A 24419-nucleotide genomic window follows, 5' to 3' on the forward strand; every position below is an offset into this window, starting at 1 on the left:
TGTTTTTTTATTATGACGAGCAAGTCTACATTAGTTTAACAAAATAGCATCTACTGTACCTTGCGCTAATGGGTGGTAGCCAGGTCGCGCTTTTTTATAAACCGCTTGTGCCCACTCTTTACCTTTAGCTGATGTAGCCAATTCTTTATACAATGGCACAATTAATTTGCGACGACCAATCGACTCTAAATAAGTTGCCATCGCCGGATACACAACGTCGTAACCTGAGCGTAATGCTAATAAATACCATGCATGTGCTACTTCAGCATTAGTGCTGTTCGTTAGATTAAACATTTCATCTAAATTGCTCATACGCTCGTTAGCAATGTTTAATGGCAAGTTATTAATAAAGTGCAACCATTCATGTAATGTCCAATTTTTAGTTGGAATTTGCGCTAGCTCAAGCTGTCCGCTAGTCCACTTAGCAATATAGTTATCAATTTTAACGAAAGCATCAGAACGTGGTTTAGGGGTATAGCTAGGTAAGCCTTGCTCATAAATCCATTCGTTAAGTTCTTTATCGCTAACAATATTAGGGTATTTGTGCGTTAAATTAGCTTTTAAATATTTAACAAAGTTTTTCGTACCTAAACTTTCAAAAGCATGATCGTCAAAGTATTGCATGATGAAAGTATCAAACTTTTCACGACCAAATTTTTGCTCTAAGTACAGTAAAAATAACTGCCCTTTTGTGTAAGGCACACCTGAAAACGCATCATCTGGATCACGGCCATTCAAATCGATATATAGCTGTGTATCACCTGGTGGTAACTCAGCAATTTCATAACTTAAGTTCTGTGCATCTAACGCACGTTCCATTAACGCTCTATCGGCACCAAATACCGCTTCCATAATGCGGTTTTCAACATAACTGGTAAAACCTTCGTTTAACCATAAATCTTGCCAGCTTTCATTAGTCACTAAATTACCAGACCAAGAATGCGCTAATTCATGAGCAATTAAATTTACTAAACTTTTATCACCAGCAACTACAGTTGGGGTGATAAATGATAATCTTGGGTTCTCCATACCGCCAAAAGGAAAGCTTGGTGGTAAAATCAGTAAATCGTAACGGCCCCAACGGTAAGCTCCAAATAGCTTTTCTGTTTCGTCGATCATCAACTGCGTGTCATCGAACTCAGCAACCGCTCGGTCTAAAATATACGCTTCAGCATAAATGCCCGTCTGTTTACTCATGGCTTTAAACTGTAAATCACCCACGCCTATGGCAATAAGGTAAGCAGGAATAGCTTGCGGCATTGAAAATGAATAATCGCCATCGCGTTCTGTGTTCGGCACGTTATTGGCGCTCATCACAGCAAGTAAATCATCAGCAGTAGTAATACGAGCATTGTATGTCATACGCACACTTGGCGTATCTTGAATTGGGATCCAAGAGCGTGCATGAATAGCCTGGCTTTGGCTAAACATAAACGGCTTGTCTTTACCGGCTGTTTGCTCAGGAGTTAGCCACTGTAGCCCTGACGCTTGCGGTAATGAGTTGTAATAAACTCGAATGGTTGGCGTTTGAAAAGGCGTTTTAATAGTCAGTTTTGACCCCATAACATCATCACGCTTAGCCAACTTATAATTTAATTTTACCCATTGGTTATTAGCATTTTTTGCCATCACACGATGAATTTCTAAATCACGTGTATCTAAATAAACATCGGCAACATCATCGTTAAGCCAATTAAGTGTTAATTCAGCAAAACCTTTTAATGATTTTTTATCAAAATCAACATCAAGATCTAAGTAAAGGTGACTCACTTTAACTTGATCATAATTGGCATAAGTTAATGCATCAGCAACTTGCGCTGAGGCTAATTGAGCCCAACTGAGCTGCACAGCACAGCACAATATGGCGACAAGGCGAATAAAAATTTTCATAAATGGTACCCCAAACTAAAAAGGCCTGTAGATTACAGTGAATCTACAGGCCTCTTCAAGTGCTATTTATAATATGCTGTTAAACGATGTCAAATATCACCTTGAAATCGTTTAATTAAAAGCCTTAAGGTTGCTCCATGCGGATAACAACGCGACGGTTTTTACTACGACCGATAATGGTGGCGTTAGAAGCAACATGGCGTTTTTCTCCGTAACCATTTGCTTCGATTCTACTCGCGTCAATACCGCGACTAACAATTAACTCTCTCACTTTATTCGCACGACGTTCTGACATTTTTAAGTTAGTATTTCGGCCACCATAACTATCTGAATAACCGTCAATTAATACCAGCTCAAGCTCAGAATCAAGTGACAAATACTCGACAATCATATCCATGCGTTTCTGTGATGATTTAGTTAATTTATCAGAGCCAAATTGATAATTTAATACCGTATAAGAAATATCATCGAAACTAAAATCAAGTAAGTTACCTACACAACTAACAAAGGCTTGATAAGCTTTCTGAAAACGCGCTGTCGACAAGCCCACAGTAATTTTATCATTATCACTGTACCAGTCATTGTAATAAAACGTTGGACTCATACCTTGATCCAATTCGTTGAGCATATTCCAAGCTATTTTTTTCGGTAAACTCGGTGAAAACTGTTTATGCAATTTCATATCAGCAAGTACGCGGCCAGCAACACCTGGTCGCCAGTTAGGCGCTTCTGAACGAACTTCAGCTAACGAGTAACTATCAGGCAGTCGCATCATCTGTAGTTCAAACTCCATATTCATCTTGCGGTTTGCTGAACTATAAAATTTAGCTTCGCCGTAACGAGGAATTTGATGTGACAATGTACATTGCAGCCGAGAATCATCAGTTAATTGCCAAGTTGAGTTTTCAATATCGGCACGATACTGTCGAATTCCAGCATGAGAATGCAAAGTAAATAATGATAAAATAGCTAAGGTAATAATTTTTTTCATAACAATAATTTTCATGTCAATTAATCTAAGTTTAATAGCGACATCTTTTACTATCGACAAAATCACTAATAACTTTAACAGTTAAATAAAATTTACCCAAAATTAATTTCACGGCATTTAATTTCGGTGATGTCTTATAGCCTGATTTCTGCGATAATCTCGAACATTATTTTTGTTAACTCATGCTCATCGCCTTTATGTCTGATAATTCCAAAGCTCTGCAGAACACTGCTGAAAAAAATTTACTCTCTCAACGCTTTCGAGGTTACTTCCCTGTTGTCATTGATGTTGAAACTGCCGGCTTTAATGCCCAAACCGATGCATTGTTAGAAATAGCAGCAACTACTTTAACCTTAGACGAACATACCGGACAATTTAGTTTAGACGAAACTATACATTTCAATGTTGAGCCATTTGAAGGCGCCAACCTTGAGCCAGCAGCTTTAGAATTTACCGGCATCGACCCAACAAACCCATTACGCGGCGCGGTTGATGAAAAAAAAGCGCTCACTGAAACATTTAAGCTTATTCGTAAAAAAATGAAAGCGGCAGGTTGCCAACGCGCGATTATGGTGGCGCATAATGCCGCTTTTGATTTAGGTTTTGTTAATGCGGCAACCGAGCGATGCTCAATTAAGCGTTCACCTTTTCACCCTTTTGTTAGTTTTGATACCACTACCTTGTCTGGCTTGGCGCTAGGTCAAACCGTTCTAGCGAAAGCCTGTGTCACCGCGCAAATAGACTTTAATAATAGCGAAGCCCATTCAGCATTATATGACACGGAAAAAACGGCTGAATTATTTTGTTATATTGTTAATAAATGGCAGCAATTAGGTGGTTGGCCTTTAGCTGATATTGCTGACGATAACGAAGCATGCAATAACGACATAAATTAAGCACACGTGAATAGCCTGTAAAATCTAATCAACAAAGCTAAGCGTCTAAAATAACGACTTAGCTTTGCGTCGGTTATTACGCCTAAAAAGTAAATTTCGTAAAGCAACAATCATCAAGCATAAAGCTAAAAACTGTAATATTGCCTGTTCAGTTTTCAGTAGTAAGATCATAGCAGTTGCAGCATACACGTAAGGTAAGTATTCATAAATCAGTACAGGAAGCGCTTGCTGAGAGTTTAGCGTACCTTTATAGCGATCAATTCGACGGTAGTTTGAGCGTTGAACTAACATAAAACACCCGACAAAATAAAATATCCCCACCGACGCATATACCATCCAAGTATCATAAAACGCCAATAGGTACGCACTGATCAAAAAACACAAATACGGAGAATTTTCATAGATACTCTTTGGATAAAACACCCTCGCTCCTTGTGGTATTTTTTCACTTTGTATTATCAGCATAGCTATAAAACACGAGTTTTCAACGCGAATTTCAACACAACAATTAACAGTGCAGTAAATTCAACAAACAAAAAAAGCCGCTTAAAGCGGCTTTTTTAAACAAACAATTTTACTTAATGATTAAAGCTTGTCTGCATTATCTGTAAGGTAAGCTGCAACACCTTCGGTAGTTGCTGTCATGCCTTTATCGCCTTTATTCCAACCCGCTGGACAAACTTCACCGTGCTCTTCGTGGAATTGTAAAGCGTCAACCATACGGATCATTTCATCAACGTTACGGCCTAATGGTAAGTCGTTAACGACTTGATGACGTACATTACCTTCTTCATCAATTAAGAATGAAGCACGAAAAGCAACACCAGCTTCTGGATGCTCAACATCATATGCTTGACAAATTTCATGTTTAACATCAGCAACTAAAGTGTATTGAACTGGGCCAATACCACCGTCGTTTACTGCTGTGTTACGCCATGCGTTATGAGAGAATTGTGAATCGATTGAAACACCAATAACTTCAACACCACGGCTTTTGAATTCTTCCATGCGGTGATCGAATGCTAACAACTCTGAAGGACAAACAAAAGTAAAGTCAAGTGGGTAGAAAAAAACTACGGCTTTTTTACCTTTAATTGCTTGTGCTAGGTTGAAGCTATCAACGATTTCGCCTGAACCTAAAACTGCTGCTGCTGTAAAATCTGGTGCTGCGCGACCGACTAATACACTCATTATATTCTCCAATTTTTAAAATAATTATTTAGGTTTATTGAACATCTAAGCTTATCAAAAACAAGCCTTAGATAATTCTAATAACCTGGGTTATTTAACGTTAACAACACCTAGTATGGTGATGTTAAGTGATAATTCAATAGTTATTCAGAACTTTCTTCTGAACTATGCTTAGCGGCAGTTTCAGTGATCAAGGTTTGTAATTCACCTTGCTGATACATTTCCATAATAATGTCACAACCGCCAACAAGCTCACCATCAACCCATAGTTGTGGGAATGTTGGCCAATCTGCGTATTTTGGTAATTCAGCACGAATATCTGGGTTTTGTAAGATATCAACATAAGCGAATTTTTCACCACACGCCATTAACGCTTGAGATGCTTGAGAAGAAAAACCACAACTTGGTAATTTTGGCGAACCTTTCATATAAAGGAGAATTGTGTTTTCACTGATTTGTTCTTTAATGCGTTCAATTGTGTCCATAATAACCTCGAAAATTAATACTTACTGTGCTCAATACTTAGAGTAAAACTGACAAAATAAACAGAACAATAAATACTAAAGCAAAAAATTTATATATTAAAACATAATAGCCTTGATAAAACCTATGGTAATACCTATATATTTGAGTAAACTATGTAAGCTTTAAATACCCGAGTAGTTTACTAGGTTTTAGAAAAAAACAAACTACTTCTTTAAATTTTGCATAAGAATAAATTTTTATAATCACTTCCTGGAGAATATAATGGCTATCGAGTTACCAGCACTACCATATGCAATGGATGCACTAGCACCACACATTTCACAAGAAACATTAGAGTTTCACTATGGTAAGCACCACAACACGTATGTTGTAAAACTAAACGGTCTTATTGAAGGCACTGATTTTGAAGGTAAATCTTTAGAAGATATCGTTAAGTCATCTACTGCTGGTGTTTTCAATAACGCAGCACAAATTTGGAACCACACTTTTTACTGGAATAGCTTAAGTCCTAACGGCGGCGGCGAACCAACTGGCGCATTAGCAGACGCTATTGTTGCAAGCTTCGGTTCATTTGCAGAATTTAAAGCAAAATTCACTGATAGTGCTATCAACAACTTTGGTTCAAGCTGGACTTGGTTAGTGAAAAATGCTGATGGTAGCCTAGCTATCGTTAATACTTCAAATGCAGCTACACCATTGACTGACGAAGGTGTTACACCACTTATCACAGTTGATTTATGGGAACATGCTTACTACATTGATTACCGTAACCTTCGTCCAAGCTACATGGAAGGTTTCTGGGCACTAGCTAACTGGGATTTTGCGGCAGCAAACTTCGCATAATCTATCGTTAGTAAATTAGTTTATATGTTAAAAGGTCAGAATCATTCTCTGGCCTTTTTATTTGCCTGAAATATCCCTGCCATAACAAGTAAACACCAGCCCTTAAAAGTCTTCAATCAATAAATAAAAACTATAAAAAAAGCAACTGTATTGCTTTATCAGCACAGTTGCTTTTTTTATATAATCGGTTGGCTTGCTTTGAATGCTATTCAGCGAGCTCTTTTAACACTTCATCTTTTAATTCAAGCCAAAGTTTACCTGACTCTACACCATATTTTCTTACCGCGAAAACTGATTCATCGAACTGTTCAGCCTTGGCTAATTCAATAAGGTTTTTATAATAAATACGGGTAATTTCACGACCTCTAGGATGGGCAAAATACAAACTACCTAAACGCGAATACAAGCCTCTAAAACCATTTAAAATCAATAAGTAAATCGAGTTTCCTGACGCTACAACTAACTCTTTATTAAGTTTATAGTCAAACTCAGCAAAAGCTTCGCCATTATCTTCAACATCTTCAATTGCTGATAGTAACTCAATGGTTTTTTCAGGATTATTTTTAATCGCACCACGTACGTAAATAGCACTAATATTGGTACGCGCTGACATCAAGTTATCAACTAAATCAGGAATACCTTCTTGGTCAAGTTGCGCCAAGGTTTCAAGTATATTAAGACTAGATGTTTCCCAAAAGTTATTCACTTTGGTCGGCTTGCCGTGTTTAATTGTCAGCCAACCATCACGTGCTAATCGCTGTAATACTTCTCTTAATGTCGTTCTTGTGACGCCAATAAGTTCTGATAATTCACGTTCAGCGGGTAATATAGTACCCGGTGGAAATCCACCATTCCAGATAGATTCAACAATATACTGCTCGGCAAATCCTGCTGGACTGTGCGCTTTTATGACCATGTGGCTCCACATCGCTTGGGTTAACTGTAATTGAAACTGATTGTACCAGAACAAACAGTTGACACAAGCGTAAGCGAAATATTGCTATTCGACGAGTGCCACTTAAGGTTAAAATAGGCGACGAAGGAGCAAAAACCAACTGTTATTTGTCCTGATTAATTTGCTTGATAGCTTTTGTATTTAACCCTAACTCTTTACATGAGTGCAGTACACCCAAAAAGAACAATGCTATTAAATCAATTCCTACACCAAATTGTCCTATATTTTCACCAGTAATTAACCTGAAATCGGTGCTTAATAAATTAGCCCTAAAAAATAAACTATCCTCAATACCTACGAGGAAACTACCTAATCCAGTGTAAGTAAAAAACAATGTACCTGTATTTATGGTTAAAATTTGAAGAATTTGATTAATGTAAGATAGTTCATAACCATAACTTGCACGGTTTAATAGTCTATAACCAGCGAAACCATTAAAAATAGCAATGATTCCATAGACAGTTAAATCTATTGCTTCTTTTGAACCTAAGAGTACATTTATGAATGCAATAGAAAAACCAATAGCTGTTGCTATCTGGAGCCAACTTAAAACCTTAATTCTATTTTCAGTAGAAAAAGTAAACTCTTCATGTTCCTGTTTTAGTTGTGTTTCTATTTCCGGTTTTCTTTTTTCCATCTCAAGAATTAGTTTTTTATAATTTTCAGGGTGCGTATTTTTATCTATATTATTAAGACAATCCATGAGTTCATCGATTGAATACGTTGAGTAATCCATACTTCTCCGAAAAAGCTAAACGCTTAACATATGGGGATTCTAGGAACGCTTTTCAGCGAGTAAAATTCCCACCATTATGTTTTTGTTAACTGCCATTGCCAATTACTACCACTGGCTTTTGACTATAAACATATTGATAACCAAAAGCGCTGATAATGACAATTACACCAAAGATATTAAGATACCGAGAAAAGGTTTTGTATTGTGTTTCATTGTTACTCTTATCGTAGTGGTCTACAACTACCAAAAGAGCATTTATGGCTGCGGTGATTAAAGCGCAAATGAATAAAATCAAACCTAAATTGGTGAACGTAACACCATTACTACCAACCCGGCCCGGAAAATAAAAGCTGCCAGACAACCAACCATATATAGCCAAAAATATAAGGATGCAGGCCCATATCACATTGAAAATGCGCGTCTTCTTCGGAATGTGATTATGCTTAAATTTTTCCATGACTCTCGTTGGCAGTTAACGAGCCTGTAGAATTACTCGTTTTTTATTTAATTTTTAATCAAAATACTCTAACTGGATTATTTTCTTTTAACAATCAAAAACGTTTACGTTTTTGGACGATTTTTATTTTTGCATCGCTAAAGGTTTATTAACATTTGAGATGGATGTCCTTTAAATTTATTACAGGTTCCAAAATAATACCTGTATGAAAAGAGTGTGATGCATTCCAAGAGTAAATAATTTCAGGAATTGATGATCGTTCTTTAACACAATCTGATGGTGAAGCAATGAGGATTCTATAAATTATTCCATTTTGAGGCATAGCCTAACTCCTTGAGAACACATAACGCTTACTTAAGCGGAAAAATATTGTTGGGTAAAATGTTGAACGGAGTGAAAACAGCCAACTGTATTTTTTCCGTTTGAAGTTGTTAGCTCACTTTAAGCTGTCCAAATCATCCATGTTCAATGAAGACCAGAAACCTGAACCATATCGAAAATCATTCCAAGAGTTCCTAGCGTTATCGTACCCGAGTTTTGTTTTTGCTCGTAACTCTTCAGCTGACTGAATACCAGTAACTTTAGCAAGCTTAAGAAAATTCTTATGTTGAGCAGCCCTGATAAAAAAAGGATAGTCACCTCCGCCATAAGAAGAGTAATGTAAAGTTCCAGGATACCAGTTTGCTTCAGGTGTTATTAGAGACATTAATAATGTAAGGAGTTCAGCCTGTTGAATATCTGAAAAAGGAATATCCTCTCGATCTGATTGACTTTTAATAAGTTCAGCAGCAGGAGCGTAAAGGCGTTGGTTTTTAGGAGCTAAAACTGATTGTAAAGTATTTGAACTACCATAGAAACAGTCGAATTTTTCAAAGTGTTTTTGTCCATATTGATCTGTTGATGGCATTAAATAGTGAGAATAATAGATTTCATTTAATACACTATATGCACCTGATTTTAATAAAGCCGCAACAATATAAAGAAATGTTTCATAAACAAAAACAGAATGGGCTTCAAACCACGAATCATTCCAACTTGATATTTCTGCTGGCTTAGATTTTAATTCTCTTAATTTTTCGAGTACATCAATTAACGACTCAGCGAAAATTGTTTCATCGCTAATTTCACTTTCTAACAAAACCCAATCACAAAGATAATTTCTAACAGCTTTTAGCTTATTACAGTCTTCTAGGACTTTTTCGCCGATTGAGTCTACTTCAGGACGTTCTCTAACTCTTAAGTCATCCGCATATGAAATACATGAATCAATGAAATCTCGTCGATAGTGATTAAGTCCTTTTTTATCTTGTAGTATTGCTTGTTTTAAAGAGTTAAATTTGGCGAACGATTCACTAGCAGGAATAGGAGTATCACTTGTGATAAACGTCGGAACCTTTCCCTTTTTAGGTTTTACGTGCTGAGGTTTTCCATAAAGCAACCTAATAAGTTGCTCCCAATTTTCATTTTCAGCCTCGGAGCTAGAAAAGTTAATCCACATTCTCGATTGCATAAAAGCAGGCAGGATTGGATCTCCCTCAGGAGAAAACTCACAGACTATTGGTATGAATTTTGACTGCTTTACCTTTTGATAGACTTCTCCTGAGATAATTTGAGACTCAGTGCCTACCCCCGCTTTGCGAGCATTCGCTTTTTCAGCATATACGTTGTCACAGATAACTAACACATGAGTAACTTCAGGATCTGTAACCATGCTTTCCATAAATACATACTTATCATCACCTTCTTTCAGATCATAAATATCTAAAATTACATCAACACCATCTGAAACAAGCCGGTCTGCCCAATGCTTCACTAACTCTTGGTGATTTTGATCCGACCAACTATACGAAATAAATACTTTGGGGCTTTTCATAAATGCCTCCTTAATACGGGAAAATAATGTAGTGAGCTAACGCCTCAATCAGAGGCAAAAAACAGTTGGTTAAAATTAGCGACGCAGGAGCAAAACCAACTGTTTTTTGTCCTGCTGAATTGACTTGTTATGTGTAAGAAAGCACATTGGGTTGAAGGTGGACCGCGCCGTATGACCCCAGTGAAACAGTGATAACAGTCGCTTTTACCCAACGCAGAAGTTTGTTTACTAATCTAGTTTTCATAGGCTTTCTCCCTTTATCTGGTGTTTCTAAGACAGTCGTTTTTTTATTCATAGTTTCAGGAAGATTTGAACTTCCAAAATAACAGGTTTCTACTTTTACGTTTTCATTGCTGTACGTTAGGCAAAGACCGTTATCACCTTCATGCCAATATACTCTCCTTACACATAACAATTTAATAGGAGGCAACTTTCCTCTTTTACAGAAAAAAAGTTTCCACCTTATTTATTTTACATATTAATAACAAATCTTTTTAGCTGATACCACTCCTGACCTAAAGATCAAAACAAAAGTTTTGCTTATACACGAAATGAGGCAACTTGCCTTATTTCTTGACTTGGGTGGAAACACTTTAGAGCTGTACATAAAAGAAGCAACAAAGATAATTAAAATAAGAGCAAAATTGTCTTTATAAATAATGTGCCAAATTGATTAACGATTAATTACTGGTAATCGTCGTTCTAGCCTGTTTAGTTGCGCTAAAAGCTCTATAATCACTGATATATTTAAAAAATCATAGGGTAAAAATGAATACCAAGATATACAAGCACGTACACACCTTGGCTAAAGACCTACTACAAGCTTCTGTTAGAAAAAATCAAGCTGTCTTCGATGAATACTACGATGAATTAAAACAAGTTTGCGAAGATAATGAAGACACTGACAAAGACCACCCTGTGCAGTGGGAAACCCTCGCTGACTTTACTGATGATTTGCACTTAGCCATTACGCTTTACGAAAAAGCCTTAGTAAAAGCACAAGCTATTAACTCGAAAGATTTTCTTTCATCGATTGCGTTTGCCATTGCATCGTTACAAGTTGAATTAGGTAATAAAGAAAGTGCTATTAACCACTTAGAGAATGCTAAAGTCAGCAGCAATAAAATTGCAGATAAAGACTTAAAGGCTGAAATAGATGACTTATTAACCGCGTTAAAAAGCACTTAATTAAAATTTAGTAAACAAATAATTATATGATGCAAATAATAACGTGATGCAAATTTTATCAATATCGCGATAAAATCATGGCTATTTGCAGCTTAGTTGTTTTATTTAACGTAATAGTAATGGCTGTTATAAATTAGCTTAGCGCTTAACACATTCCAAAAAAAAGCACTTAAAGGTAATGTTATTACTTTTAAGTGCTTTAACTGTAGCGGCGAATTTTTACTTTATATAAAACTATATAAGACTATGTAAAAATAAGGCTATGTAAAAATTCTCTGCTAACTCGACAGTTATTAACCTAACAACTTACCTAAACCAGCCGTTAATACTTGCTTTGCTTGTTGGCCTTGCTCGGTATCTAGGTATGTTTGTGCGGTAGAAATAAAGCTCGTGATCATTTCAGGTTTTAAACCTAAAGCTTCAAATTGTTTTTTTACTTCATTTATAGATTTTAATGAATCACTGTATTGTGATGCTTGATCAAGTAAACCACCTAAACCACCGGCGCTAGAATCTGAACCTGAATCAAGTTTGCTCGTATCTGGCATTTGTCCGATGAGACCTTGAACGCCAGGTACCGCACTTGCTAACTGGCTAAATTGCTCAGCTGACACATTGTTTTTCACGTAATTAAAAATAGCACCCATGCCACCTGTGGCTTGATCTGAGTTAACATCTAAAGAGCTTGTAAGCATATTAATTAAGCCATCGCTGTTTGGCGTAGCTGCTGCTTTTGCTTCAACCGTTTGCTCTGTTTTATCACCCAAACCAACGAGATTTTTTAAACTATCGAACCAGCTTGTTTCCTCTGCAATAGCAGATGTACTCAAGGTTGAAATGGTCAATAGTACAATTAGTTTTTTCATAATGATTTCCGTAGATTTTTATTAAGTATTATATTGTTAACGTTAGTGTACAACATTTAACATAATTGTACGCATTGCTTTATAAGCTTTATTTCACAACTGTTTAACAGAGAAGTTAAATCAAGACTTATAACCCTATCATTTAGGTGTATAATATCAACCAAGCAAGTCTGTTAAACTAAGTCATAAACGAGTTAATAATGAGTCAAGAAAACGAGCAATTAAACAACCCTTTACACGGATTAAAGTTAGACATATTACTAAACGAATTAGTCACACATTATGGCTTTGATATTTTGGCAGAGTACACGCGAATTAAGTGTTTCAAAAACAACCCGAGTATGGCGTCAAGTTTAAAGTTTTTACGAAAAACTGACTGGGCAAGAGAAACCCTTGAGCGTTTCTACCTTTATAGTTTTAAAAACTTACCTGAGCCGAGTGACGATGAGTTTGAAATTCCGCCGCGCCAGCGCATTATTCCATTGCATATCAAACCCAAAGAACCAAAAGTATTGGTAAAAGGTGAAGCGATTGTGCCGTTAAGCAAAGACAGCTTTAAAGAAACACACCGCGCTAAACCTGATCATAAGAAAACATACAAAAAAGATTTTAGTCGCGAAAACAACAGTGCGAGAACAAATAATAAGTCAAGCAATAAAGGTACACCTTCAAGTGACGAGCATAAGCCATTTGACCCTTATGCTGACGCGCCGCGTTAATCGCAACACTTCCTTTTAGCTAAAAACAACCACAAAAAAGCCTAAGTAACTCACGTTATTTAGGCTTTTTTGTAGCTATATAGCTTACCATTTAAAACAATATCGAGCGCTACATATACTCTTAATTCGACCCCTTTTTCTCTTGTTGCTCTTGTTGCCAAGCCCACGTAGGAGATTTAACAAATAACTTAAAGCGGTGTGACCACGACGGAGCATGCCATAACCTTAAGAAAAACGTACCATAACCAGAGAAAAATACCGTTAACGGATTAACACTATTAACTCTAGGGAATACGCCATAATTAACCGTTTCTTTTTCTTGTGCAAAACTACCAAACATTTTGTCCCAAATAATCAAGATACCGGCATAATTTTTATCTAAGTACTGTTTATTTGTCGCATGATGTACTCGGTGATGCGATGGAGTATTAAAAATAGCTTCAATCGGTCTAGGTAACTTTTTTACCGACTCGGTGTGTAAAAGGGTTTGATAAATCTGCACAATAACTTCCGCTAAAAAGATAATGAAAGGGTTAAAGCCAAGTACTGCTAACGGTAAATGAAAGAACAATGGGAAAAACCAATCCATAGGGCCGTGACGATAGGCAACCGAAATATTGAAATGCGGGGAACTATGATGAACGGTATGTGTTGCCCAACCAAAACCATTCATATGTAAAAAACGATGTTCCCAGTAGTATGCCAAATCTGCAAGTATGATACAGGCCAAAATTGTCCAACCCGTAACGGGAAGATCAATGATACGGAAATTTTCATAAACATAAAAAAACACTCCCGCATATACGCCAGCAACAAGCGCTACAATAACAATAAACATCGCTAACGTGGCAAAATTAGCTACGCTATCTCCCATCAAATCCCAAGATAACTTTTTCTTGAACGCATAACGTATTAACTCAAAAACAAATAATGCTAAAGCGAAAACAAGAAACCAATCATCTAACCAGGTTTCTAGACCATAAATAAAGTCAGTTGATACTACTTCAGATAATGTTTCCATACTTTTCCCCTTATTTGTAGATAACTTGCATGCGAACACTAGTCACATCAGCTGATTTATTTAACTGGTGGCGCTCTATAACAGCAGTCACCTCGCGGCTAAAATCAAGCTTTTGCCAAGCTTTTAATAACTGTATTGAGGTTATGTCATTACCGGTGAGCACTGTTTGATAATACCCTACAGGCAATAAGACGCCTGTAGGTTTATTGCTTAACTCATCACTATGGTAACCAATAGTAATATCTGCATTTTTAAAATCTTTTGATATGTTTCGATATAGTACATAAGCCGCTGTTGGGTAATCATTAAGTTTGCTCTGCAATGCCTGATCGCGATAAAACTTGCTCCACAACTGCTCAATATCATTTATTTTCATATGTTGTTCAACACCGAAAACACTTCGTACTGGCGTATTATAAACCGCGTACTTAACATCATTTTTATCGGTGTTCGTTTTTATTTTTTTAGCAATAAAAGGAGATGTTCCAGCTGTAATTTCCTTTGCTATTTCATGTGCTTGATCAGAAGTAATAATGTCGATATCTGTCGAGCTTGGCTGATAAATAACCCCGAACCAAACAATAACAACAATGATGATACTGGTTAAAATTGAAACAAATAAATTCATAACTAACACTTGAGTTGTAATAGGTAGGTGCAAGATACAGTACCAACTATAAATTGTCAACATGACAATTTATAGTTGGTGAAACTAAACGAGTGTTGAAATCAGCAATAACGTAGATTTTTTCAGCTTTACCACTTCGTCCATCATGCCCAAAGGTAATAAAGATTCACTCATTAAATAATTAGCATAGACGCCTATGGCAACTAATTCTATTTTTTCACTTTCGGAATCTGGGTATTGACTGAGTAGCTCTTCAACAACATGATGAATAAACTCTGCCATTATTTTTTCTTGGTCACGCTTAATATCAGGTAACCTCTTTGCTTCAGAAAACAGCGCTTCTCCAATAATCGTATTATTGATATGCTCAGTTGACCGTGAAGAAAAGAGTATATCTATCAAGGCCTCTGCCCTATTTGATGACGGTAACCATACTTGCATATCTTGCCATTGTTGGGCGTAAGCAGCTGTCCATCGTGCACTTAATGCACAAATAATTTCATCTCTGTTACCTATGTAATGACGTAAAATAGTGCGCTTCATTTTAGCTGTTTCCGCTAAAAGCTCTAATGATACCGCTTGAATGCCTTTATCTAGAATACAAATTTCTAATGCATCTAGTATTTCTTCCCGACGCTGACCAGCCATACTTGGGCGTGCCATAACTCTCCCCTTAAGCAATAAATTTATTTAATAGTAAGTACTGTTTAGCATATCCTACCTCTTGAAAATTGTCACCTTGACAATATACCCATTTCCATCATAAGCTATAAATTGTCAACATGAAAATTTACACTAAAATGGAACATTTGAATGAAAAAACTTATCTTACTTGCCACAATTAGCTTGGTAACGGCTTGTGGTGGAGGTGGTGCAGATACAGCAAAACCTGTTGTGCCGCCTGTGACTGTGTTGCCGCCAGTAATACCTGCTCCACCAATGGTAATGCCGCCACCACAATTAAGTGACTTTGTAGGTTTTGAGTCAGCTCCCGTGCGCCCAATTGCCATGTCAGCTGACAGTAAAACCTTATTTGTTACCAATACCGCGAATAATAGTTTAGAAATATTTTCTATTAATCTCGAGGGGGATCTCACCCTAAAACAAAGCCTCCCTGTTGGTTTAGAACCTGTCGCTGTGGCGATATATAACCAAACAGCGTGGGTGGTTAACCATCTTTCAGATTCAATCAGCTTGGTTGATATATCAACAACCCCAGCAAAAGTTTCACGCACATTATTAGTTGGCGACGAGCCAAAAGATATTGTTTTTGCAGATAAAAAAGCCTTTATAACCACGGCACACCGAGGGCAGCAACGTATGAATCCTGCGCTTGCTGATGTTAAGGGCAGTGGCGATCCAAAATTACATCATGCTAGTCAAGGGCGCGCTGATATTTGGATATTTGATGCCATAGAGCAAGGTCGCACACTTGGCGGCAAACCGCTAAAAATAATGTCATTATTTGGTGATAACTTAAGAGGATTAGCAGTAACACCAGATCAGTCAACAGTATATGCAGGGGTTTTAAACTCAGGTAATCAAACAACAGCAGTTCATGAGTCTGTGATGTGTTACGGCTATGAAGACGATGAGTACGGGGCTTACCCATGCAAAGTACTTGATGAAATAACCAGCCCAAATGGTTTAAGCGATGGTTACTTGCCAGGAGGAAGAACTGCGCCGGGGAAAAACGCTGAAGGTAAGCCACAACCCTGGACAAGCATGATAGTAAAGTTTGATAACGACACAGGACGCTGGCTTGACACGAAAGGGAGAAACTTTTCCAACGGTATCCGCTTTAATTTACCTGATTTAGATGTTTTTGCTATTGATACAAATAGCTTACAGCAGAAGTCGGCGTTTAAACATGTCGGCACCACCCTATTCAACTTGGTGGTTAACCCTATAAATAATAACCTTTATGTTAGTAATCTCGAGGCCAACAATAGTACTCGTTTTGAAGGTAACGGTAACTTTGCTAAATCTACTGTACAAGGCAATATTGCACAAAGTAGGATCACCGTTATCGAGCCAAATGCGAATAACGTTAAGCCTCGCCACCTAAATCGGCATATTAATTATGCTGATTTAAAAGGTAATAGTAAGGTTAAGCAGCACAGTTTGTCGACGCCATTGCAGCTTGCTATCACTGAAGACGGCTCTACGCTCTATAGCGCGGTGATCGGCTCAAATAAAGTGGCTAAATTACCCACAGCGCAACTGGAAAACGATAGCTTTTGGGACAATGAAGCCGAAGAGTTTAATCCTAAAAACTTGAGTAAGCACTATATTAATATAGCTGGCGGTCCGGCTGGATTATTACTCAACGAAAGCAAAAAACGTTTATATGTTTACACCCGTTTCGATAACGCGATAGTTACTGTCAATTCACTTCATGATAGTGAGCTCCAACGCATTGCACTTTCAACACCCGAACCTGAAGATTTCATCGCTGGTCGCCAACTGCTTTACGATGCCAATCGCTCATCTTCAAACGGTGAAGCCGCTTGTGCTAGCTGCCATATTTTTGGTGATACCGATCATTTAAGTTGGAACTTGGGAAACCCTGATGCTAATAACGGTGAAAACCCATTGCCATTTCCCACCGAGAACCTGTCTGAATTGGGCTGTACTCTGGTTGGTCCTCAAGATGAAAGTTGCCAATTATTAGATATTATAAATGGTGATGGAAATAAACGAACATTTGCCGCGATGAAAGGCCCAATGGGAACTCAAACCATGCGTGGCATGCATAATCATGGACATATGCACTGGCGTGGTGATCGCTCTACCGGTTATTTCGGTGATGATATTGCCCAAACACTCGATGAGCGTACTTCATTCAAAAACTTTATTGTCGCTTTTGAAGGCTTACTTGGACTTGATATTGATTTACCTGCATCGGTGGCGTCAGCCAATAAAACCGCTGATGTTATAGCACTCGAACGTGATATTGATCAGTTTGCTGATTTCATGCTAAAGGTGGCGTTACCTCCAAACCCCATTAGAAACCTTGATAATAGCTTGTCGAGTTCAGCTCAAAAAGGCGCTGACTTTTTTCATGGATCAAGGCGCTCTGACGGCGTTGTAAATGACACGCCTATTAATGGTGACTCAGCTGATGGTGTAAATTGTCAGGGTTGTCATGGTGTTGATCACAATAAAGGTTTTTATGGTAGCCGCGGTGAAATAGCTCATGGCGGTGAAATTCAGATTTTAAAAGTACCTCAACTTAGAAACTTATATACTCGAGTTGGCATGTTTGGCTTGCCTGATAGGGAAGGTTTTTTACCATCTGATACCAAACAACATCAAGGTGATCAAATTCGAGGCTTTGGTTTTTTACATGACGGTGCAACTGACAAGCTATTAAACTTTCTCAGAGGCGCCGTATTTGATAACGGCCAAATAGGCTGTCCTCCTGGCGCTGATGCTCGTTATGGTTGTCATTTTAATGACGGCGCTATCGGTATTCCCGATGAAGCAACACGACAAGGTTTAGTCGATTATATGATGGAGTTTGACAATGACTTAGCACCAATAGTAGGTCAACAGATCACCTTAAATAGTCGCTCTGCTTTGCAAGTAGTACAACGTATATCACTGTTTGAAGAACGTGCAAAAACAGTATTTACATCAAAAATACTTGGCGGTGAAGTTACTGAGTGCGATTTAATAGCACTGGGTAGCATTGATGGTAAGCAACGCGGATATTTATTTGATAATAAAGAAAATAAATATCGTAGTGATGCAGCTCGTGAGCCGATGCTAACGTCGAGCCAATTACAAACATTGGCCAATACTGTCACTAATAGCTTAACTTTCACGTGTACTGTACCAGGTAAAGGCTGGCAAAGTGCTTTAGATAGCAATTTGAATGGTGTACTAAATTTTGATGAGGGCGCTTAACATGGCGGCATCTTTTCCATGGCCATATTTTCTAGGTAGTGCATTATTTATTTGGCTACTTTTCGATTTAATAAGAGGTGAAGTTTACCTTTGGCAACCCTATGAGCGCACAACGCAACCAAACATGTATTGGTTTTGTATCATGCTTTGGGCACTAGTAGCGCTAAGTTGCTTTATTTACCCTCACTGGCCATTTTCATAATTAAATCGCCAAAATAAAACTTAAAAAGTGCCAAATATCGGCACTTTTCTCATCTATCGGAGCATAAGATGCTTAAAAATGACTATTTACCGGCCAAATCCTATACCGATCCCGCCTATTTCACGTTAGAGCAGGAACACATTTTTTCAAAAACATGGGCCTTTGCTGGCCTCAGAGAAGACATTACGAAGCCCGGCCAATTTATCAGTGTGCAAGCAGGTTTAAATAATATTATTGTGATTATGGATGAAAATCATACACTACGCGCATATCATAATATTTGTCCACATAGAGGCACACAACTACTAGCACCAAAAGGCAAGGTTGATAAACATATTACCTGCCCTTACCATGACTGGCGGTTCGATTTAAATGGCCAGTTACGTTCTTTACCGAAAAAGAATATTGAATTTAAAGATCTCGACAAAAAATGTTTTGCTTTAAAAGCGGCGAGTGTTGAACTTTGGCGAGGCATGTTATGGGTACATCCAGAAGAAAACCCGATCAAGTTATCACAATGGTTAGGTGAAATTGTCGATCATATTGGTCCTCATGATGTTGAAAAACTTGTCGAAGCCACTAACGATGTCGTTGTCAAAGATGTAGCAGCAAATTGGAAAATTGTCATTGAAAACTACATTGACCACTATCACTTAGCACAATTACACGCTGGCACACTCAATATGTATGATCATGCTAAAGCTAACTTTCAATTCTTTGGCCCTCACTTTGCATTTCATGAGCCATTAACTAAGAGTTATCATGATAATATTGAGCGTAATTCACCACTACCTCTTATTAAGCATATTGAAAAAGCTGACTTAGCCGCATGGGTCCCTATGTTATTTCCTGGTATAGGGCTGACAGCAAGCGAGTCTTCATGGTCAGTATTTCAAGTTATCCCTTTAGCTGTAGATAAAACCCGTATTGTCATCAGAACGAAAATACAGCCTTCTTCTGATTTAACTTATCTTAGCCAAAGCATGCGCAGCGCATTTTATTGGCGAAACTTAATATTCGCCAAAGATGCAACAGCTAGTGATGATCATCCGCTTGCCTCAGAAGATTTTTTAGCAGAAGACATATATGTTTGTGAGCAACTACAACGCTCGCTCACTAGCCCTATGTATCAGCAAGGCCCGTCAGCCCTATTTGGCGAAGCGCCTGTACGCGAGTACCAAAGAATTGTTTGGCAATACATCAAAGCTTACAGCCCTGAACAATAAGTTGATAGTCATTGTTTTTGTTTTTGTTTTTGTTTTTAGTTACTTAAGCGAATAACTTTGGCGGCAGACTTTCGCAAGCCCCTTTAACGAGGGATTTTAGATAGAACTTTACATCGAAACTTATATCGAAATTTTATCTCGATAACTTTATCTTGAAATTTTAGGTAGATGAAAATGGCGCTATTGACTAATAGCGCCATTATTCACTTTTTGCTTGGCTTATTTTGTAATTTCTTATTGAGAGATTAATAGCCTATGATGCTAAGTATATGGCAGCTCAACCACTGAGGTTTACCACCAAGTCCACTAATATATTCCCCACTAACATATTACCAAATATAATTATTTTATCTGATATTTTAAAGCTTAAAGCGGGCAACTGAAGCCGTTAACGAGTCAGCTAATTTATTGACCTCATCACTTCGGTTAGATAAGTCTTGTGACTCTGCCGCGTTATGCGTTGCGGCCTCTGCTGCTTCGCTCATTGTTGCTTCAATATCTTGGCTAAAGCCTAACTGCTCATTAGAAGCAACGCTGATACTTTTACTCATTTCATCTATGGTGTGCAATGCACTTTCAATTTGTTTAATCGCATTGCTCAATTCTTGACTTTGCGATACACACTCCGCAGCTTGGTTTTGTCCTTGTGTAATTGCCGAGCCAGCGATTTGTGTTTCTTTTTGTAGTGCATCAATCATATGCTGAATTTCAGCGGTTGAAGCTTGGGTGCGTGAGGCAAGCGATCTCACTTCATCAGCCACTACAGCAAAACCTCGGCCGTGCTCGCCTGCTCGTGCCGCTTCAATAGCTGCATTTAACGCTAACAAGTTGGTCTGATCGGCAATACTACCAATCGTATCTAAAATGCCGCCAATACTGTCGCTGTGTTTACTTAATCGTGACATGACTTCAACTGAGTCACTCAAACTCGTTGATAAAGAGACAATACGATTACTGTTATCATCAGCAATCGAACGTACTTCAAAACTGTGCTTTGAAGCTTCTGAAACATTATTAGCGGTTAAGTTTGCTTCATCGGTCACACTTGATGAACTAAGAAATATTTTTTCAGCAATTTGTTTCGCATTTGTCACACGAGCAATTTGTGCTGATGTAGATTGCGCAATACGGTGACTTTGCTCACTTGTTACTTTGGCTGACTCATCAAGTGAATAGGCGTTTTGACTGATATTTTTTAGTAATGAAGTTAAATCATCACTTAGCTTATTGATGTTCTTAAATAAATCACCAAATTCATCTTGGTTTTTAATGGTTAACCTTTGCGTTAAGTCACCTTGTGCAATCAAGGCTAATGACTTATTGGCATTTCTTAAAGGTCCTAACATAGCGCGCGTTGTTACCACGGCGATAAAAGTTGCTAAAACAAGGAAAATAACGGCCATATACATTGCCAAATTTTCGCCTGTCGCTACCTTAGCTTTCGTGGTCAATTGCAGTGCATCAAAGCGTGCCTCAGCAAGCGATAACAATAAAGTTAGTTGTTGATATGTTGCATTAAAGCTGGTTACTGAGCTTTTATAAGCCGCATTGGCATTCGTTGCTTCATTAAGTGCCTGTTGCTTTTGCTGATATAACTTACCTGGCTCAACTAATAAGTCATTTAATATCGCAAAATGAATAGAAAAGTCTTCAAGTAACGCTTTATCTTCAATGCCAGCAAAAAGCTGGTGCATAAAATCAAAGTTATTTTTTGCATTTGTCACTAAAAAGCCAACGTCCTCTTTATGCTGAGCTAACACGGTAAGGTCAGCCACTTGCTTTAATCCTGACATGGTGTTTCTTAGTGTAAATAGCATATCGTCTATGCGTGTGCCGTTACCAATAATGTCTTCTAATAGTTTCGCCTGCCCTGGTAATTCCAGAAGTTCAAGGTCAAGCATATCATTACTCGCTTGATCTAGGCTTGCATTAAATAACTGATAATTCGCATCAAATTTATCATTAGCTGTGGCAACATTTTTTTTCGCTAAGTAAAAACGTTCACTTTGAGAAACATAGTTTTGATAGTGTGTTTGCGCCTGTTTTAAGGCTTGTAACATTTTCGGCTGATCCATTACTTTACTACGTAAAACATTTACCGCTGACAGGAACTGCTGATTTAACTGTGCATATTCCTGCTCACTTTGTAGCAAGTCGTCAGTATTTTCCTGCGTAAAGCCTAACGCGCCTACTTTCATCATATTAAGTAGTTTTATTTGCAAAGCGTTACTTTGTTTTTGCACCGGAACAGCGAGCAGTTCAACATTACTGTTCGCCTGACTTATTTGGGTTAATGAGTTATAAAAAAAGATGCTCCCCGCAACTAATAAAACTCCGATTGTCGTGAACCCCATTATTATTTTTTGTTTTATTGTTAATGGTAGGTTGTACATAGACACCTCTGAAATAATTAAGTTTTTATGCTCTCGCATATATCTTTCAATCACTTAGATTGATACCCGATTATAAATAGCTAAAGCTAAATGTAAAGAGTGGTCTTACCAGAGTGATCATAGTCAGCAACACTCTGACATATCCACCACTTATCATTATGGTTGCTAATTATAAATTTTGGTTGTTATTTCATTACCCATAATACAAACAGCCAGCTCTTATTGAATATCACATTTAAGTCACTAAGGCATGCGCATAAACTGTTCTCCCTGTAATACCATTAGGTTTAAAGAAACACTATTATTTCTTAGCAACGCTCAATGACATGCACCAAAACAATGCAAAAATTCAATAGTAACTAAAGCTTTATTGATATTAATAAGCTAGCGCAACGCAAATATAGTTTTTAAGTTTATAACCTCAGTTATTAACATGAGCGATCGGTGTTACCTGTAGTTTAAGGCGGCTAAATAAGGCGTTCACCCCAACTACGCTACGGATAAGGAGTTCGATACTGTTATTCAATTTGATGCATTATTTATTGAATTCGTGCAGCTGAGTTATGCGCTGGTGCTGGGCTAATGGCTTGCAAAAATGCTATCAGCGCAGCAATTTCTTCGTTATTTAAAGATAATGGTTTAAGTAAGTTGGATGTTTTAGGAGAAAGTGCATCTAAATTATTTTTCTTTATTTGCACGCCGCCGGCATTATAAAAGTTTAATAGCCCGGTTAAATCACCAAAAAAACCATTATGCATCCAAGGCTTAGTATTTAATACTCCCCTAAGCCCAGGGGTTTTAAACTTGCCAACATCTTCTGGTTGCTTGGTATATTGATAACGTCCTAAATCTTGATATTTTCTTTTGTAGTAAGTTAACCCTAAGTTATGAAATTTTTTATCAGAAAATGTTGCTCCATAGTGGCAATTCATACACCCTGCTTTTGTTCTAAATAAATGCATCCCCCAAATAGCTTTATCAGACATTGCCGAGTTATAAATTTTTTGCATTTTATTGTTTTTTTGCTCTGGTGCTAACAAAAACCGATCAAAATCACTTCGTCGAGAAACTAACGTTCGTTGATACGTAGCCAGTGCCATTGCAATTTTTTTTGCTGTAATTTCATCACTACCATAAGCAGCTTTAAATAAGGTAAGATATTGTCTATCTTGCTTAAGTCGAGCTTCAAGTTCTGGTAGTGTAAAGTTCATTTCAAGCGGATCTTGAATAGGCATTAAGGCTTGTTGCTCTAATGTTTGAGCACGACCATCCCAAAAAAATTCTTTGCCAAAAGCAACATTTTCAATTGTTGGGGCATTTCTTTTTCCTTTCTGTCGGTTGTGACCAAATGATGTTTTTCTCCCATCAGCCCAACCTAGGTCATGATCATGACAAGTTGCACAGGCAATTTGCTTTGAACGCGATAGCTTACCGTCATGAAATAAATGTTCCCCCAGTTTATGTTTATTTGCTTGATAAGGGTTTTCTTTAGGAAAAGTAACCGCAGGTAAAAGCCCTATTTCTGTTGCGTTAATACTTTCATCTACTTCAGCTTTGGGCCACAAGTGGCTTGCTTGACTGTATATTTTTCTCAGCGCTTCAAAGTCTACCGAGTAAGAAGCGCAGCTAGTGAAAATAGCGATAACTGCGCATATTTTCACTAAACGATTAAATATCACAAAAGTCGTTTTTTTGTACATCATGATTACTTTAACGCTAATGTGCCCTCAGTGGCATCCATACTGACCAATAATGTCGCTTCTTGTCGTTGCTTTTCGCTACTTATTATCCAGCACTGAGACTTCTTTTGCTCCATAGCCTTAGCTAGTACCTGCTGATAATGACTCGCAGCACGCATAAACTCTGCAGAGTTAATATCATGATCTGCGTTATAACAAAGTTGCCCTAAACTCACCGTTGTTGCTAATAATATACTCATGCTATCT

Annotated in this window: 22 protein-coding genes; 6 read left to right on the top strand and 16 right to left on the bottom strand. The window is 37.7% G+C overall.

Annotated elements, in window-relative coordinates; all coding sequences use genetic code 11:
• Nucleotides 1–30: 30 nt before the first annotated feature.
• Nucleotides 31–1890, bottom strand: coding sequence for a M1 family metallopeptidase (locus B0169_RS06510; protein WP_077285153.1), 1860 nt, complete (start codon nucleotides 1888–1890; stop codon nucleotides 31–33).
• 124 nt (nucleotides 1891–2014) lie between these two features.
• Nucleotides 2015–2896, bottom strand: a complete 882-nt coding sequence (locus B0169_RS06515) for an OmpA family protein (RefSeq protein ID WP_235838493.1) — start codon at nucleotides 2894–2896, stop codon at nucleotides 2015–2017.
• Between the two features lie 203 nt (nucleotides 2897–3099).
• Between B0169_RS06515 and rnt the strand changes: the two genes are divergently transcribed.
• Nucleotides 3100–3777: a ribonuclease T gene (gene rnt, locus B0169_RS06520; RefSeq protein WP_202971812.1), complete on the top strand. Its 678-nt coding sequence runs from the start codon at nucleotides 3100–3102 to the stop codon at nucleotides 3775–3777.
• A 45-nt stretch (nucleotides 3778–3822) separates the two neighbouring features.
• Here the strand turns inward: rnt and B0169_RS06525 are convergent, their stop codons facing one another.
• From B0169_RS06525 to B0169_RS06535, 3 genes are all read right to left on the bottom strand, one after another.
• Nucleotides 3823–4200: a hypothetical protein gene (locus B0169_RS06525; protein WP_143323485.1), complete on the bottom strand. Its 378-nt coding sequence runs from the start codon at nucleotides 4198–4200 to the stop codon at nucleotides 3823–3825.
• Between the two features lie 162 nt (nucleotides 4201–4362).
• Nucleotides 4363–4968 carry a peroxiredoxin gene (locus tag B0169_RS06530; RefSeq protein ID WP_077285155.1) on the bottom strand — a complete coding sequence of 202 codons (606 nt, stop codon included), beginning with the start codon at nucleotides 4966–4968 and terminating at the stop codon, nucleotides 4363–4365.
• Between the two features lie 143 nt (nucleotides 4969–5111).
• Nucleotides 5112–5453, bottom strand: coding sequence for a Grx4 family monothiol glutaredoxin (locus B0169_RS06535; protein WP_077285156.1), 342 nt, complete (start codon nucleotides 5451–5453; stop codon nucleotides 5112–5114).
• A gap of 262 nt (nucleotides 5454–5715) precedes the next feature.
• Here B0169_RS06535 and sodB point away from each other — a divergent pair, with 262 nt between their 5' ends.
• Nucleotides 5716–6297 (top strand): superoxide dismutase [Fe], encoded by a 582-nt coding sequence (gene sodB, locus B0169_RS06540; protein WP_077285157.1) that lies wholly within the window; start codon nucleotides 5716–5718, stop codon nucleotides 6295–6297.
• A 205-nt stretch (nucleotides 6298–6502) separates the two neighbouring features.
• Here the strand turns inward: sodB and fadR are convergent, their stop codons facing one another.
• The 4 genes from fadR to B0169_RS06560 form a co-directional block, all read right to left on the bottom strand.
• On the bottom strand, nucleotides 6503–7213 hold the full coding sequence (gene fadR, locus B0169_RS06545) for a fatty acid metabolism transcriptional regulator FadR (RefSeq protein WP_077285158.1): 711 nt from the start codon (nucleotides 7211–7213) through the stop codon (nucleotides 6503–6505).
• A gap of 142 nt (nucleotides 7214–7355) precedes the next feature.
• The gene (locus B0169_RS06550; protein WP_077285159.1) at nucleotides 7356–7988 is read right to left on the bottom strand and encodes a hypothetical protein; all 633 of its coding nucleotides are present in this window, start codon (nucleotides 7986–7988) and stop codon (nucleotides 7356–7358) included.
• Between the two features lie 85 nt (nucleotides 7989–8073).
• Nucleotides 8074–8445, bottom strand: coding sequence for a hypothetical protein (locus tag B0169_RS06555; protein WP_143323486.1), 372 nt, complete (start codon nucleotides 8443–8445; stop codon nucleotides 8074–8076).
• A 436-nt stretch (nucleotides 8446–8881) separates the two neighbouring features.
• Nucleotides 8882–10318: an SEFIR domain-containing protein gene (locus B0169_RS06560; protein WP_077285161.1), complete on the bottom strand. Its 1437-nt coding sequence runs from the start codon at nucleotides 10316–10318 to the stop codon at nucleotides 8882–8884.
• 768 nt (nucleotides 10319–11086) lie between these two features.
• Here B0169_RS06560 and B0169_RS06570 point away from each other — a divergent pair.
• On the top strand, nucleotides 11087–11506 hold the full coding sequence (locus B0169_RS06570; RefSeq protein ID WP_077285163.1) for a Replicative DNA helicase: 420 nt from the start codon (nucleotides 11087–11089) through the stop codon (nucleotides 11504–11506).
• Between the two features lie 293 nt (nucleotides 11507–11799).
• Here the strand turns inward: B0169_RS06570 and B0169_RS06575 are convergent, their stop codons facing one another.
• Complete coding sequence (locus B0169_RS06575) at nucleotides 11800–12372, bottom strand: DUF2780 domain-containing protein (RefSeq protein WP_077285164.1); 573 nt, start codon at nucleotides 12370–12372, stop codon at nucleotides 11800–11802.
• 200 nt (nucleotides 12373–12572) lie between these two features.
• Here B0169_RS06575 and B0169_RS06580 point away from each other — a divergent pair, with 200 nt between their 5' ends.
• Nucleotides 12573–13091, top strand: coding sequence for a VF530 family protein (locus B0169_RS06580; RefSeq protein WP_077285165.1), 519 nt, complete (start codon nucleotides 12573–12575; stop codon nucleotides 13089–13091).
• Between the two features lie 121 nt (nucleotides 13092–13212).
• On the opposite strand, the gene B0169_RS06585 is transcribed toward B0169_RS06580, so the two are convergent.
• From B0169_RS06585 to B0169_RS06595, 3 genes are all read right to left on the bottom strand, one after another.
• Complete coding sequence (locus B0169_RS06585) at nucleotides 13213–14112, bottom strand: sterol desaturase family protein (protein ID WP_077285166.1); 900 nt, start codon at nucleotides 14110–14112, stop codon at nucleotides 13213–13215.
• 10 nt (nucleotides 14113–14122) lie between these two features.
• Entirely contained in the window at nucleotides 14123–14740 is a 618-nt protein-coding gene (locus tag B0169_RS06590) for a hypothetical protein (protein ID WP_077285167.1), read from the bottom strand.
• A gap of 84 nt (nucleotides 14741–14824) precedes the next feature.
• Nucleotides 14825–15403 (bottom strand): TetR/AcrR family transcriptional regulator, encoded by a 579-nt coding sequence (locus B0169_RS06595; protein WP_077285168.1) that lies wholly within the window; start codon nucleotides 15401–15403, stop codon nucleotides 14825–14827.
• A 150-nt stretch (nucleotides 15404–15553) separates the two neighbouring features.
• Here B0169_RS06595 and B0169_RS06600 point away from each other — a divergent pair, with 150 nt between their 5' ends.
• Together B0169_RS06600 and B0169_RS06610 are read left to right on the top strand one after the other, a co-directional pair.
• Entirely contained in the window at nucleotides 15554–18652 is a 3099-nt protein-coding gene (locus B0169_RS06600) for a YncE family protein (RefSeq protein ID WP_202971810.1), read from the top strand.
• Nucleotides 18653–18922: 270 nt separating this feature from the next.
• Nucleotides 18923–20080, top strand: coding sequence for an aromatic ring-hydroxylating oxygenase subunit alpha (locus B0169_RS06610; RefSeq protein WP_077285170.1), 1158 nt, complete (start codon nucleotides 18923–18925; stop codon nucleotides 20078–20080).
• A gap of 359 nt (nucleotides 20081–20439) precedes the next feature.
• Here B0169_RS06610 and B0169_RS06615 read toward each other — a convergent pair whose 3' ends face one another.
• The 3 genes from B0169_RS06615 to B0169_RS06625 form a co-directional block, all read right to left on the bottom strand.
• Entirely contained in the window at nucleotides 20440–22512 is a 2073-nt protein-coding gene (locus B0169_RS06615) for a methyl-accepting chemotaxis protein (protein WP_235838494.1), read from the bottom strand.
• Between the two features lie 500 nt (nucleotides 22513–23012).
• Entirely contained in the window at nucleotides 23013–24176 is a 1164-nt protein-coding gene (locus B0169_RS06620; protein WP_235838495.1) for a cytochrome-c peroxidase, read from the bottom strand.
• A 2-nt stretch (nucleotides 24177–24178) separates the two neighbouring features.
• A complete protein-coding gene (locus tag B0169_RS06625) occupies nucleotides 24179–24412 on the bottom strand; it encodes a hypothetical protein (RefSeq protein WP_077285172.1) in 234 nt (77 codons plus the stop codon).
• Nucleotides 24413–24419: the final 7 nt, after the last annotated feature.

This window comes from Cognaticolwellia aestuarii, from assembly GCF_002000025.1.
GTDB classification, from domain to species: Bacteria; Pseudomonadota; Gammaproteobacteria; order Enterobacterales; family Alteromonadaceae; genus Cognaticolwellia; species Cognaticolwellia aestuarii.

Bases quoted from the DNA above. Each gene is read 5' to 3' on its own strand.
- B0169_RS06535 (WP_077285156.1), bottom strand. From the start codon at position 5,453: ATGGACACAATTGAACGCATTAAAGAACAAATCAGTGAAAACACAATT.
- B0169_RS06575 (WP_077285164.1), bottom strand. From the start codon at position 12,372: ATGAAAAAACTAATTGTACTATTGACCATTTCAACCTTGAGTACATCT.
- B0169_RS06595 (WP_077285168.1), bottom strand. From the start codon at position 15,403: ATGGCACGCCCAAGTATGGCTGGTCAGCGTCGGGAAGAAATACTAGAT.
- B0169_RS06530 (WP_077285155.1), bottom strand. From the start codon at position 4,968: ATGAGTGTATTAGTCGGTCGCGCAGCACCAGATTTTACAGCAGCAGCA.
- B0169_RS06625 (WP_077285172.1), bottom strand. From the start codon at position 24,412: ATGAGTATATTATTAGCAACAACGGTGAGTTTAGGGCAACTTTGTTAT.
- B0169_RS06510 (WP_077285153.1), bottom strand. From the start codon at position 1,890: ATGAAAATTTTTATTCGCCTTGTCGCCATATTGTGCTGTGCTGTGCAG.
- B0169_RS06610 (WP_077285170.1), top strand. From the start codon at position 18,923: ATGCTTAAAAATGACTATTTACCGGCCAAATCCTATACCGATCCCGCC.
- B0169_RS06590 (WP_077285167.1), bottom strand. From the start codon at position 14,740: ATGAATTTATTTGTTTCAATTTTAACCAGTATCATCATTGTTGTTATT.
- B0169_RS06515 (WP_235838493.1), bottom strand. From the start codon at position 2,896: ATGAAAATTATTGTTATGAAAAAAATTATTACCTTAGCTATTTTATCA.
- sodB (WP_077285157.1), top strand. From the start codon at position 5,716: ATGGCTATCGAGTTACCAGCACTACCATATGCAATGGATGCACTAGCA.
- B0169_RS06560 (WP_077285161.1), bottom strand. From the start codon at position 10,318: ATGAAAAGCCCCAAAGTATTTATTTCGTATAGTTGGTCGGATCAAAAT.
- B0169_RS06600 (WP_202971810.1), top strand. From the start codon at position 15,554: ATGAAAAAACTTATCTTACTTGCCACAATTAGCTTGGTAACGGCTTGT.
- B0169_RS06580 (WP_077285165.1), top strand. From the start codon at position 12,573: ATGAGTCAAGAAAACGAGCAATTAAACAACCCTTTACACGGATTAAAG.
- B0169_RS06550 (WP_077285159.1), bottom strand. From the start codon at position 7,988: ATGGATTACTCAACGTATTCAATCGATGAACTCATGGATTGTCTTAAT.
- B0169_RS06615 (WP_235838494.1), bottom strand. From the start codon at position 22,512: ATGCGAGAGCATAAAAACTTAATTATTTCAGAGGTGTCTATGTACAAC.
- B0169_RS06570 (WP_077285163.1), top strand. From the start codon at position 11,087: ATGAATACCAAGATATACAAGCACGTACACACCTTGGCTAAAGACCTA.
- B0169_RS06620 (WP_235838495.1), bottom strand. From the start codon at position 24,176: ATGATGTACAAAAAAACGACTTTTGTGATATTTAATCGTTTAGTGAAA.
- B0169_RS06585 (WP_077285166.1), bottom strand. From the start codon at position 14,112: ATGGAAACATTATCTGAAGTAGTATCAACTGACTTTATTTATGGTCTA.
- B0169_RS06555 (WP_143323486.1), bottom strand. From the start codon at position 8,445: ATGGAAAAATTTAAGCATAATCACATTCCGAAGAAGACGCGCATTTTC.
- fadR (WP_077285158.1), bottom strand. From the start codon at position 7,213: ATGGTCATAAAAGCGCACAGTCCAGCAGGATTTGCCGAGCAGTATATT.